A 12,484-nucleotide genomic window follows, 5' to 3' on the forward strand; every position below is an offset into this window, starting at 1 on the left:
GCTTGACTGTGTTTTCGCTGTGTTCTCGCTGCGTTCTCGCTGCGTTCTCGATTAACGCGGCATGCCGATTCAGGCTGGCGCCTTCTCGCCCGCAACGAATGCGAGGTACCAGGGGAGCGCTTCGGTCATGCCCCGGCGAAGATCGAAGAGCCCGGTGAAGCCCAGATCCTTAACCGCCTTCGACACGTCGGCTTGCGAATGGCGCACGTCGCCCGCGCGAAACGGCTGGTAGGTCGGCTGCTTCCCGTAGTGAATGCCGTGCGTGGCGAGCCCTTCCTGAATGATCGAGAACAGGTCATTGAGCGTGGTGCGCCCGCCCACCGCGACGTTGTAGACCTCGCTCGCGGCGAGTTCCCCGAGCAGCGCGGCGCGCAGGTTGGCCTGCACGACGTTGCCCACGTAGCAGAAGTCGCGGCTCGTCTCGCCATCCCCGTTGATCTGCACGTCGTCGCCCGCCAGCATCGCCGCGACCCATTTGGGAATCACCGCGGCGTAAGCGCCGTCCGGGTCTTGCCGCGGACCAAATGCGTTGAAGTAGCGCAGGCCGATCGAATGGAAGCCGTAGGTGCGCGAATAGACGCTCGCATAGAGCTCGTTCACGAGTTTCGTCACGGCATAGGGCGAAAGCGGATTGCCGATGCGCTCCTCGCGCTTGGGCAGATTCGGCTCGTCGCCATAGGTCGAGCTCGACGCTGCGTAGACGAAGCGCCGCACGTTCGCCACGCGCGCGGCGTCGAGCATCGAAAGAAAACCGGACACGTTGACGTCGTTGGTCGTTTTCGGGTCCTTCACGGAGCGCGGCACCGAGCCCAGCGCTGCCTGGTGCAGCACGTAGTCCACACCGGCGACGGCCTTCGCGCACGCGTTCGCGTCGCGAATGTCGGCCTCGTGGAACGCGAAGCGGCTCCAGGCCGCGTCGCCGACCCGCTCGCGCACTTCGTGAAGATTGCGCCAATGGCCAGTGGCGAAATTATCGAGGCCGCGCACGTCCTGCCCCAGCAACAGCAAGGTCTCGACCAGGTTGGAGCCGATAAAGCCCGCGGCCCCGGTGACGAGCCAGCAAAACCGGTTTTCCTGCAGCAAAGTCCGCAGTCCGTTTTGTGCTTCATCCTGTAGCCACGACGGCAAGTCGGCGTTCACTGCGGTTTCATTCCGTTTCATTGTGTATCTCCACGTTCTGCGTAATCTTCAGGTAACCAGATCAACTGATGACGAATTGCTGCCGGATTCGGCGCGTGCGCTCAGCGGCGCCGCGCCCGAACGGTCAGCGGCCACGACATGCCGCCACAGCCCGCCGCTCAGGCGCAGGTTTTCAGGCCGCCCGGCCAGATGGGCGCGCAAATGCGCGAGCCACGCGTGCTGCCATCGCACGACGTAGTCCTCGAGCGTTTCCCCTTCGTGCGGCTCGGGCAGCCGCTCGAGCGTGTGCGCAATGCGGCCCTGCTCCCATCTGGGGGCATAGAAAATCGAAGGCAGGCCGAGGCGGTAACACGCGCGCGCGGCGAAGCTCGACCACGTGACCTCCTGGTTTTCGAACGGCACGCGCGCGGCCGCCGGATTGAGCGCTCCGTCCACCGCGAGGCACACGGCATGCCCCTCCTGCAGCGCCTTGAGGCTCGCCTTCACCACCTGGACCTCGGTCTTGTCGCCCGTCGAGATCAGCGAGCGCGCGTAGTGGCTGCGGCTGATGCCCGGCGTCGAGGCGATCCAGCGCGCCGGGATGTCGAGCAGATCGAGCGCCATCAGCCCGCCGTACATCGGCCCCACGTGAGCCGTGGCGACCACGAAGCCGCCTCCGGTCTCGCGCAAGGGTTCGAAGAACTGGTCGGCCTCGTCGAGGTTCGCGAGCAGATCCATGGCCTCTTCCGCGCGGTCCTCACGGCATTCGAGCCAGTCGAGCAGCAGATGATCGACGAGATAACCCCATTGCGCCGCGCGCTCCCATTGCTCGCGCGTCATCGCCCCGGCTTCGCCGGCCTCGTCGCGCAGCGCCCACGCCCAGTCCAGCCGCGCCCGCGGCACCGTCACCGTGCCGGCCGCGGCATCGACGCGCGCGAGCGCCTGCTCGAACGTGGCGGGCAAGCCGGCCGAGCGGCGGCGAATGAACGCGTCGAACAAGCTAGCCGCTTCCTCCACGCGGCCGGCCTGGGTCAGCGCACCCGCCGCCGCGCGCTGCCAGCGCGCGTGCTCCTCGTTCGAGCGGGCCAGCTGCAGATATTGCTCGGCCGACGCCGCGTGATTGCCGGAATGACGCAATGCGCGGGCGTACATCGCGCGCACGTGCTCGAGCCCCGGCGCGAGCCCGGCGCTCTTCTCCAGAAACGGCACCGACTGCGCAAAGCGCCCGGCGCGCAACAACGTCTCGCCATAAAGCGAATTGAGCCGCAGATCGTCCGGCGCCAACCGCACGCCCGCAGCGAGGTGTTCGAGCGCCGCGACCAGACGATCGTCGTGCGTGCCGCGCGCGAGATACGCCTGGGCGAGCTGTGAGCGCAGCGCAGCGCTATCGTGTCCGGCACGCAACGCGTTGCGCCCCACGGAGATGGCCGCGCCGGTCCGGCCGCTGCCGCGCAGCGCCTGCACCGCGACGCTCGCCACGCGATGATTCGGCGCATCGATCTTGGCGGCGATGCTCGCCGCACCGGTGTAATCGCCGTCGCGCAGCAGCGCGGTCATCCAGACATGCGCGTCGCCGGGGGTCAGCGTCGCGGCGCCGGGCGACTCACGCGCCAGTTGCGCGGCCGCGGCCGTCTCGCCGGCCTGCGTGCGCAATTGAATGCGCGTGGCCAGCAGCGAGACGTCGCCGGGCGCGGCGCGCGCGGCTTCGTCGACATGAGCGATCGCCTCGCTCCAGCGCTTGAGCCGCGCGAGCACGCTCGCGTAGCTGCGCCGGTCGTCGGCGCTCTCGGGATAAGCCCGCACCAGCAGGTCGAGCACGCGCGCCGCCTCGGCCAGCGCGCCGGACTTGACGAGCGGAGCGACCACGAGACGGCGCAAATCGGCGCGCCCCTGCGCGTCGCGGATGCGCTGCGCGTCGAGCCCGTCGATGCCGGCCGCGAAGCCCTTCGAACGAATCAGCGCGATCGCCCTCAGGACCTGCGCATTGGCGTCGAGCGCGCCGCCGCCGCGCTCGATCTCATCGAGCTGCGCGAGGCCGGTTGCCCAGCTTTCGGCCCGGATTGCCCGCTTCGCGGCATCGAGCGGCGTGAGGGCGCCGGCGCGCGCGCCGCGTTCGGCCGATGGCTCAGCCATGGCGGAACTCCCGGTACAGCGCCTCGGCCATGCGCACGGCCAATGCGAAGACGAACCCCACTGCGAGCGCCTCGATCAACAACAGGCTAACGTTGGGACTCCCAGGCTGCGCCTCGGGAACCGGGCGCGCGATCACGCTGAGATAGCGTTGCAGCCGCAGGGTGTCAGTGAACGCCTGCTGATAGTTCTGCCGTGCCGAAGCGAGATTCTGGTCCGCGAAGGTCTGCGCATTCAGCAGCGCCTGATAGGACTTCAGCCGGCTCGCCTCGGTATTGCCCTTTCCGCTCATGCGCGCGCGCACGTTGTCGAGCTGCTTGCGCAGCGCGCTCACCTGCATCTGTGCCGGCTGCAGCATCGGATGATTGGGATTGTTCAGCGCGCGAACCTTGTCGAGATTGATCTTCGCCGTGTTGAGCTCGGACTCCAGCTGCGCGGAGAGATTCAGCAGCATGCCGGCTTCCGCCTGGGGGTCGATGTTGCCGTTGCGCACGCGCCAGTCGGCAAGCGCGCCACGCGCATCGATGGCGTCCTTCTCGGCGCGCGTGACGGCCTCCCTGCTGACCTTGAGCGTATCGGCAATGCCCTTCTCATCCATGGTGTTGACGAATTGCTGGGCGAGCCCGATCAGCGCGTCGGAGATCGTTCGCGCGTCTGCCGGCGAGAAGGCGCTCACGCGCAGCACGTTGATCTGCTCGATCATGTTGTACGACACATCGATCGCGTCGAGATAGGCGCGATAAAGCTGGTCCTCGCTGGCTTCTGGCGACAGCCGGTTCACCGGATCCAGGTCGGTGTAGGCGAGGTACTTTCGCAGTCCTATCTTGCTGTCGAGCTGGCGCATGCCGTCGCGCGAGCGGATGAAGTCGGCGACGGCCCAGCCATCGACGAAGCCGCCCGCCGCGCTGTTGCCGCTCGACAGCAGGCTCGTCGAACTCTGCGCCGTCGCCGGGGACGCGCTCGAGCGCACCGAGAAGCGCGCTTCGGCGCCATAGCGCGGCGCGGCGAGGACGAGCGCGTAGAGCGCCGTCAGCACCACCGGCACGAACACGAGGCCGATCGTGACGAGGCGCCGGCGGCGGCGCGCCCGCAATGCCTCCTCGCGCGCCTTCGCGCGCTGCGCGATCGGCAGCTCCGCACTAGATGCCGAACTGGTCTCCCGCGCCGATGTCGACGACATTGTCTTCGCCTGACTCGCCCGGCGTTCCTGACTCGCTGCGAGATCGCCGGGGCGGGAAGCGGCGGATGCATTCTCCGAGGTCGTCGTCGATCCGAAGGCCGTATTGCTCATAGACCAAACCTTTGGTGCAGTAATCCATCATTTGCTGATGACGGTAGGTTGAAAGAATCAGCGTGCGTCCCACCAGCCGCTCTTCGAACAGCGCGAGCCACAGATTCGTGAAGCGGCACTCCTCGAACGGGATCGTTCCTTCGACGACGTACACGTCGAAATCCGGCACGAGCGCAAGCGCAAAGGAAAATTCCTGGCGTACGTAGAGCGGCCAGTGCTCCATGGACCGCGGCAGATACTCGGGGCTCGTCAGCAGGTCCGACACCAGCTCGACGCAGGGCGTGGACTCCATGCCGTAGAGCGCGCAGACGAACTCGATCATGCGCAGGCCGGTGGGCTTGCCGCGCACGAAGCCTTGCCGCCCGAGCGGCCACGAAACCAGCCTTTTGTGCTCGACGAAGCCTTCGCGCGGCGGCCGCAGGCCCGCGACGATGTCGACAATGGCCCGATGAAACTCGGGCCGGCGCGAAAGCAGCGCATAGCGCCCGCGCGGAATGCACAGGTCGACATCCTGAAGCAGCGGTTGCGGCGCGCCGAAGATGTAGGGTGTGTCCGTGACACCATTCAAAGAAATCATGGCGCGCTCACATCGGTTGCACGTGGGGTCGCGCGAGCCGTTCCATGGCCACGCCGAGCACGCCGAGGAAAACCAGCGCCGTGACGAAATAGGTGAGGCTCGCGTCGTGCGACGTGTAACTGTCGAAATAGGACGACCTCAGCAACTGCATGCCATGCGCGAACGGCGACCACAGAAAGTATTTCCGGTACGCCTCCGGCACCTGCTCGGAGACGAAAAAAACCGACGAGAACAACTCCAGGCCACGCTCGATCACGGGGGCGAACCGCAGGAAGAAGTGCCATCTGATCGCGATGCATCCAAAGATCAGTCCCATCGAGACGCCCGCGACTCCCATCATCACGACGTAGACGATCGCCCCCGACCAGCGCACCGGCAGCGTGATGAGCCCGAGGGCGTGGCCGCCGCTGATCAGAATGGCGTAGACGCCGAGATAGATCGCGATGAAGAGGCTGCCCTGCACGAGCGCCACGGCGAGCGGCGTGACGGGCTCCAGGTTGATGAGCCCGCGCGCCGACACGTAGCTCGTGCTCGTGCGAAACACCGCCTGCCGGAACATGATCCATGTCGTCGCGCCCAGCAACGAGAAGGTGGGCACGTCCATGCCGAGCACGTAGTGCGTGCCCATCAGGAAGTAGAGCGACGAAATCAGGCTCAGCAGCACGGCGGGACCGACCACGGACCACAGCAGCGCAATGCGGCTCTCGTTCTGGAGAATGTGCAGCTGGATCCGCAGCAACGGCAGGATGCTCGCCAGCCGCGATTGCAGCGTGCCCGGCTGCACACCGTGCTGCCGCGCATGAATGGCGGCGAGCCGCTCGCGCAGCAACGCGACTTCGCGCGCCTCCTGTGGCTGCAACGCGATCTCGAAGGCGACATCCTCGCGCGAGGCGAGCTGCCGCGCTTCGCGCGCTTCCTGCTGCCTGCGCTGCTGTGCGCGGCGCTCGAGCCCGTCGAGCAGACGCGCGTTGTCGGCGCTGAGCGTCGCCGGTGCGTAGCCCGCCGTGAGCACGTCCATGCCCGCCCGGATATCGGTTTCCAGCAAGCGCGCGACCATGCGTAGCTGGCGCCGGCGAAAATCCGCGCGTTCGGGCGGCGCGCCGTCGCGCGCGAGTTCCGCATCGAGCTCGCTCTCGAGCGCATCGTAGATGCGTCGCCGTCCGGCCACGCTTTCGCGCGGCGCACTGGCGAGCGCATCGAGCACGCCGGTCAGTACGTCGCCGACTTCGTCCGAGGCGCGCCAGTCGACGCGGGCGCCGGGCAACCCGGGCGCGGCGTTCGCGGTCTCGCCATCGGCATGCCGCGCCGTCCGGCGCTCACGCCAGTTCCTGATCCGATCCTGATTGCTCATGCCCGGCCTTCACTCCGATATGCTGGACACGGAGCGCGCAGTGCCAAGCGTCGCGCTGAAGGCCGAGAGAACCTTCTGGACCTGCGTGAACGGTGCGTCGGAGATATAAACCGCGTCGCCGTCGTGCACCGAGAACTTGCCGGCGAGCATCATCTGCTCGGGCTTCGTGAAATCGAACTGATAGACGACGGGCGGCGCGTCGGCCGCGCTCGCCGCCGCATCCGGCTGGATGCGCAGCAGGAACACCGCCTTCGGGTTGGCGAGCGCGTCGCTGACCCCGCGCGAATCGCCGAGCGCGTCCAGCACCGTGTAATTGCGCTTGCTGAGCTTGACCCTCGATTGCGTGCCCGCGGCGCCGAGTACGATCAGACTCTCCATGACGGTGTGTACGACAACGGAATCGCCGGCGCGCAACGCAATATCCTCCGCGCTGTTGCGATAGATATCGGACAGGCGCACGGACACGCTCTCGCCATGCCGCCGTACCGTGATCGCGAGCTGCTCGGGGTTCGTCTGACTCGGCGCGGCCTGACTCAGAAGCCCGCTCAGGCGCTGCGTGCCCGGCCCGATCGGATACACACCGGGCTTGCCGAGATCGCCCTCGATCGTCACAGTCTGCCCGTGCCGGTCCGTGCGCCGCACGCTGACATCGAGCCCGACGGTCACGCGGCTCAGGCGCCGCTCGATCGCCTCGCGCAGCCCGGCCGGCGTCAAGCCTTGCGCGCGCACACGGCCCACTTGCGGAACGTAGATCGTGCCCGCTTCGTCGATGACCATCTCGCCGAGATCCGTCATGCCGCCCGAGCCGTTGGCGAAGACGCCCACGCCGTCCTGCCCCCACAGCGTGATGCCGATGCCGTCGCCGGGTGCCAGTTTTTCATAGTCGACCAGCGGCGCCTGAAGGAAGCTGGCCGGAAAGCTCGCGTCGCCCGGCACGCGCGAGGCGAGCGCGAGCGCCGGCGTCACGCTGACCAGTTCGATGTCGTTGCGGTCGCGCGAGTTCTGCACCTCGCTCAGGAGCGGGCCGCTACGTGGAATCACACATCCCTGCAAAGCGCCGCAGAGGCAAAAAACCAAAGCCATGACCAGACGGTCAGGAATACGAACAAGCCGATACCGCATCAATTCATCACCAGAGTTTCGAGTTGTTCCACATGCCGGGGAGATTCGTCGACGGGCTCGTCGCGCCGGCACAAGCCCATGAACGTTTCGAGCATGGCTTCCACCGAAAAAAGCTCGGTGGCCCGCTGCGTTGCCCGTTCTCTCACGGTCGAGTCGGCCTGCGCGTTCAGCACGAGGTGCTCGATCTTCTCGCAGGCGTCGTTCAGGTCGGGGTTCTCCGCGCACGCGAGCAGATGCCCGGTTACGCCGTCTATGAAGCACTCCCCCGCTCCGCCCGCGGGCGTCGACACCGTGCAGATGCCGAGCAACTGCGCCTCGATCAGCACGTTCGGCAAGCCTTCGTGGCGAGACAGGAGCACCTTGACGTCCATCTTCGAGTACCAGAACCCCACGTGCGACGACAGCCCCACGAGCAGCAGACGGCCGGCGATCCCCAGTTCGGTCGCGAGCGCCTCGGCTTCTTCGCTGAAGCGGCCGTCGCCGACGATCACAAAGCGCGCCAGAGGACGCCGCTTCAGATAGCGATGCGCGAGCTTGATCCACAGCAGCGGCCGCTTGTCCGGCTCGAGGCGAAACACGCCGCCGATCGTTTCGGTCGCATCGGACGTGCGCTCGACGAACGTCGTCCACTTGTGCTCGTCCTGCTCCGAGGCGAGCGTGTTCATTTCGGGCACGCCGTTGTAGAGGATGCGAAAACGCTCGAGCGGCAGTCCCAGCCACTGCGCGTATTCGCGCGCGCCGGTCATGCTGTTGCTGACGAATTCGATGCCGGGCACCTCTGCGATGGCGCGATAGAACACCGCGTACTCCGGACGATTGCGCTCCTGCCGGATATTCGGCGGCAGCCCGCGAAACACGAGATGAATCGTCGGCACGCCGGCCAGCAGCGCGGCCAGCGCGCCGAAAAGACAGGTGCCGTCCTGCCACAGGCTCACGACGTCGAACGCGCGCTCGCGCAGATACGGGGCAAGCCGCGTGACGCCATAGTGGACCTGGGGCGGCAGGTTGCCGAGCATGCGCAGCAGGTCCGCGTCGTGAATCTCCTGGTGCGCGGCCGAAATCGCGGGCATCGCATTGATTTCGGAGACCTTGACGTCGGCGTCGAGCAACATGCCCAGAAAGAAGTCGAGCCGCTGCGGCCGGTCGACGCGCGCGGGATCGGAGTGCTGCTTGACCAGCACTTCCACGGCGCGCACGTCGCGGCCCGCGGCGTTTTCGCATGCCTCGGCCACCTCGGCCGACTCGGCCGCGAGACGCTGCAGATGCACGGCGAGCCGCGTGAGTTGCCGCTCCGCGCCGCCTGGCCCGAGGCTGCCCGTCACGAGCGCGACCGACGCGGGTTTTCCACGCGGCGGTGGCGACACGACGCGCTCGCGAAAGCGCAGGATGGCCTGTCGCATCGCGACGATCTTGATGTCCTGCCCGGTCAGATCGGCCGCGGATTCGAAGCGGCGGTAGAACGTGTAGTCGTCGATGATCTTCGCGACGAGCTGCTCGCCCTTGCTCTCGGGCGCGAGTTCGTGCGCGACGGGCTCGATGACCTGGATCGCGTCCGCGACCATGCCGCGTTTGGCGAGGCGCTTGGCAAACGCCACGCGCAGGTCGCGCCGGTCGTGCTCCGCGATGACCCGCCTGAAGAGCGCATCCGACGCGTCGTGCGCCTTGATGTCGGAGAGGAATTCCGCGCGCGTCAGCACCTTGCGCGGGTCGTCCGGCTGGTCGGGAAAGTGGCTGTCCGCCAGCGCCATGGCCTCGTCGACGCGCCGCTCTTTCAGAAGACGCGTCGCGTAGTGCCGCGCCACGACGAGATCGTCCGGACAGTCGCGCAGCAGGTCGGCCCATTGCGCGAGCAACCCCGTACTGAGCCCGGTCCGCTCCTTCACCTGGAGCAGCGCGATACGCACGGTTTTGTCGTCCGGCGCCTGCGCCGCGAGTCGCTCCACCTCGGCCAGATGCATGCGCGCGTTGCTCAGCGTCGTGCACGCGGCGAGCAGGCGCGCCAGTTCCTCGTGCAACGCCGGCAAGCCGGCCGACGGCGGCTCGCTAGACTGCGGCGGCTGCGGCTGCTCCTGCTCCCGCTGAAGCGGCAACGCCGCCTTGGGCTCCTTCGCGACCTTCGGCCTCGCCGCCTTGGGCTTCGCGGCCGCGCGCGGCTTTGCCGGCGCGGGCGCGTCGCCGCTCACCCGCGCTCGCGCTCGCCCTGGCCGGGCCTGCGCGGCGCGCGTGTTCTCGTTCGCCCCTGTTTTTGCTGCTTTAGCCATTACCGAAACCCAGCCGTCATTTCCTGGAATCACTCAACCCACGTTTGCGACCGCTCGCCACGGGCCGGGACTCGTGTCCCGGCCCGTGAACCGTCAGCGGCCGCTCAGCCTGCTTCGCTCGCTTCGCTTGCCTGTTACGCGGCCTTCTTGCGCCTCGCGCGATCGATGAATATCCGGCACTTCTGGATATTTCCGTCGATCAACTCCGGCGACGCGGAGAGGGTGCGCAGCGCCTGCCAGTACTTGAGCGCCTGGTCGAAACGATGCGTGCGCATGGCCCCGGTCGCCGCAGCCTTCAACCCGACCGCATCTTCGGGTGCGAGGCGCAGGATCGTCTCGCCAAGCGAGAGCCGGTCCACGTCGTTCGCTGCGTCGAGCGACTTCACCTTCGCGTGCAGTCCCGCGAGCACGCGCTTCTTCTCCTGCGACACTTCCTTGTTGTCCGGATCGAGTTGCTGCAGACGTTCGAGGAGTGCCCATGCGCGTTCGTAGTCACCCGCGCGGTGCGCTTCGCGAGCGAGCCGGATGGCGCGGCTGCGCAGGCCGAGAATCTGGCGCTTCGCCTCGATGCGCAAGGCCGGATCGCTCGAAGGCGAGTTCAGCACCCGCGCGTAGGCGTCGATCGCCTCGCCGTAGTAGCCGCTGCGCACCGCCATGCGCGCCAGCTTGATCCACGTGCCTTCCGCGATGTCGTCGAGCGGCGACGCATCGCGCAGATAAACCAGCGCGGTGCCGATGTCGTCGAGCGCTTCCGCCACGCGGATGCGGAAGCTCGCCAGCTCGGGGAACGTCGTGAGCGTCTGGCTGGCGATGGCGAGCACGCCGGCCGCGCGCTCATACTCCCGCGCGATGAGCGCCGCGCGCACGTCCTGACGCATCTGGCGTTCGAGCTGCCGCCTCGCGCGAATCAGCGCATTGCCGTTCGCGTTGAGCTGCGCGCGTGCCTGGATCTTGTCCGCCGCTTGCAGCATGTCGCCCGCGGTGAGCGCCGCGTTGCCCTCGTCGAGCCAGGCCGTGGCGCGGCGAGCGATCCATTCGGTGCTCTCCTTGCCGTTGTTGCGCGTGAGACCCTGGGTCACGACGAGCAGCGCGGCCGGCGTCGCGAAGCCACGCTCGGCCGTGCGTTGCGCGAGCGCGAGAATCTCGGCCTCGCCCATCTCCACGGTCTCGCGCGCCAGTTCCAGCAGCGCCGCGCGATCCGATGCCGCCAGCGCCCGGTCCCACAGCGCGAGGAAGCTCGGCGCATGAGCCGGCTGCACCTCGCGCACTTCGTGGGCCCACTGGATGGTGCCCTCGGCGTCGCCCGAGGCTTCGAGCAGACGGATCACCGCCGTCGCGGCGACCGAGGCGTCGGCCGTATCGGTCGAGACACGGAACAGGCGCTTCCAGGTGGCCAACGCCGTTGCCGTGTCGCCCAGCTTGCTGGCCGACTCCGCGCAGATGCGCAGCACCGCCGGCGCCTCATGCTCGTCGGCGATCAGCGCGGCGGCAAGCTGGGCCGCCTGCTCGTAGCGCCCGGTCTCGAAGTAGCACTGCGTGAGCCGCAAGTTCGTCTTTTCGTCGAACTCCGGCTCCGCGCCGAACGATTCGAACTGCGCGGCCGCGCCTTCGAAGTCGCCCAGCTCGTACTGCACGCGACCCAGCAGCAGCTGATGCTGACGGCTGCCTTCACCGTGGCGCAGGATGGCGTGCAGCCGCTGCGACACTTCGAGCACGCGTCCGGCGTTCCATGCGGCCTCGAGACTTTCGGCCGTGTCCTCGTGCTGGACGGCCTCGGTCTTCCCGGGCGCCTGGATTTCCGACGTATCGACCCGCGGCACGACAAATCCCGTGTACCAGGCCTCGCAAAGCTGGTCCGAGAACAGATCGGTGTAGTGCGTCAGATCGAGGCCGCCGTTTTCCATCGCGTTGGCCTGACCGAGCTTGCGCATGAGCGCCGTCGGGTCGTAGCACGGCACGTTCATGCGCTTCGCGATCGCGACCACCGTGTTGATGAGCTCGCGGCGTTGCTCGACCGGCATGTTGTCGGGCGTATCCGCGTTCACGTGCGTGACGAACGCCAGGTGGTCCTTGCCGACCATCGCGGCGATCTGCTCCATTTCGGCGGCGATTTCCGCGTCCTTGAGATCGCGCCGCTGGATCCGCGCGAGCAGATCACGGTCGGCCTGCGCCAGGCGCTGGAACGCGAAATCCTGCTCGAGCCATTCGCGGCGCTCGGCCATGCGACTCGGGCTCGCCATCGACCAGAACTGGCGCGTGCGTTTCTTGTCGGCGAAGAAGTCGCCGAAATGACGCACCATATAGTTCATCTGGATCGGATGATCGTCGACGCTCAACAGCTTTCGCGAGGAGATCTCCACCAGATAGAGATCCGCGCCGGGCCACGGCTTCTTCTCGAAGCTTTCGGCCGAGCCGGGACGAAACGTTAGCGTGCGCACGTCGGCGGGAATGTCCTTCTTGCCGAACATGAACTGCAACTGCTGAAGCGCTTCGGTACTCGTATGCACGAACCCATAGTTGCGGGCCAGCACCGGGAGCACCGGGTAACGTCCGGCGCCCCGGCGCAGCGGCGTATGGATACGGCAAGTACCGACAGGCGCAATGGTAAAGAGAGTCATGATGGTCGTTCAGAT

The 12,484-nt window shown here is 67.2% G+C and carries 8 protein-coding genes; all 8 read right to left on the reverse strand.

Going from position 1 to position 12,484, the window contains the following annotated elements:
* Positions 1-69: 69 nt before the first annotated feature.
* On the reverse strand, positions 70-1,161 hold the full coding sequence (locus tag B9Z01_RS01450; RefSeq protein WP_085480482.1) for an SDR family oxidoreductase: 1,092 nt from the start codon (positions 1,159-1,161) through the stop codon (positions 70-72).
* Positions 1,162-1,188: 27 nt separating this feature from the next.
* Positions 1,189-3,252, reverse strand: a complete 2,064-nt coding sequence (locus B9Z01_RS01455) for a tetratricopeptide repeat protein (protein ID WP_085480483.1) — start codon at positions 3,250-3,252, stop codon at positions 1,189-1,191.
* Positions 3,245-4,429: a KpsE/RkpR family capsule polysaccharide export protein gene (locus B9Z01_RS01460; RefSeq protein ID WP_244195897.1), complete on the reverse strand. Its 1,185-nt coding sequence runs from the start codon at positions 4,427-4,429 to the stop codon at positions 3,245-3,247. Before B9Z01_RS01460 ends, B9Z01_RS01455 begins: the two co-directional genes overlap by 8 nt.
* Positions 4,389-5,117 (reverse strand): P-loop NTPase family protein, encoded by a 729-nt coding sequence (locus tag B9Z01_RS01465; protein ID WP_085480484.1) that lies wholly within the window; start codon positions 5,115-5,117, stop codon positions 4,389-4,391. Before B9Z01_RS01465 ends, B9Z01_RS01460 begins: the two co-directional genes overlap by 41 nt.
* Positions 5,118-5,124: 7 nt before the next feature.
* Positions 5,125-6,468, reverse strand: a complete 1,344-nt coding sequence (locus B9Z01_RS01470; protein WP_085480485.1) for an ABC transporter permease — start codon at positions 6,466-6,468, stop codon at positions 5,125-5,127.
* 9 nt (positions 6,469-6,477) lie between these two features.
* Positions 6,478-7,509 (reverse strand): polysaccharide biosynthesis/export family protein, encoded by a 1,032-nt coding sequence (locus tag B9Z01_RS01475; RefSeq protein WP_167387414.1) that lies wholly within the window; start codon positions 7,507-7,509, stop codon positions 6,478-6,480.
* A gap of 80 nt (positions 7,510-7,589) precedes the next feature.
* On the reverse strand, positions 7,590-9,851 hold the full coding sequence (locus B9Z01_RS01480; protein ID WP_085480487.1) for a glycosyltransferase: 2,262 nt from the start codon (positions 9,849-9,851) through the stop codon (positions 7,590-7,592).
* Positions 9,852-9,985: 134 nt separating this feature from the next.
* The gene (locus B9Z01_RS01485) at positions 9,986-12,469 is read right to left on the reverse strand and encodes a tetratricopeptide repeat protein (RefSeq protein ID WP_143808762.1); all 2,484 of its coding nucleotides are present in this window, start codon (positions 12,467-12,469) and stop codon (positions 9,986-9,988) included.
* Positions 12,470-12,484 lie beyond the last annotated feature (15 nt).

The sequence above is a fragment of the Paraburkholderia susongensis genome, from assembly GCF_900177725.1.
GTDB classification, from domain to species: domain Bacteria; phylum Pseudomonadota; class Gammaproteobacteria; order Burkholderiales; family Burkholderiaceae; genus Paraburkholderia; species Paraburkholderia susongensis.

Coding starts and splice junctions, on each gene's coding strand:
- B9Z01_RS01450 (WP_085480482.1), bottom strand. CDS start 1,161: ATGAAACGGAATGAAACCGCAGTGAACGCCGACTTGCCGTCGTGGCTA.
- B9Z01_RS01455 (WP_085480483.1), bottom strand. CDS start 3,252: ATGGCTGAGCCATCGGCCGAACGCGGCGCGCGCGCCGGCGCCCTCACG.
- B9Z01_RS01460 (WP_244195897.1), bottom strand. CDS start 4,429: ATGTCGTCGACATCGGCGCGGGAGACCAGTTCGGCATCTAGTGCGGAG.
- B9Z01_RS01465 (WP_085480484.1), bottom strand. CDS start 5,117: ATGATTTCTTTGAATGGTGTCACGGACACACCCTACATCTTCGGCGCG.
- B9Z01_RS01470 (WP_085480485.1), bottom strand. CDS start 6,468: ATGAGCAATCAGGATCGGATCAGGAACTGGCGTGAGCGCCGGACGGCG.
- B9Z01_RS01480 (WP_085480487.1), bottom strand. CDS start 9,851: ATGGCTAAAGCAGCAAAAACAGGGGCGAACGAGAACACGCGCGCCGCG.
- B9Z01_RS01485 (WP_143808762.1), bottom strand. CDS start 12,469: ATGACTCTCTTTACCATTGCGCCTGTCGGTACTTGCCGTATCCATACG.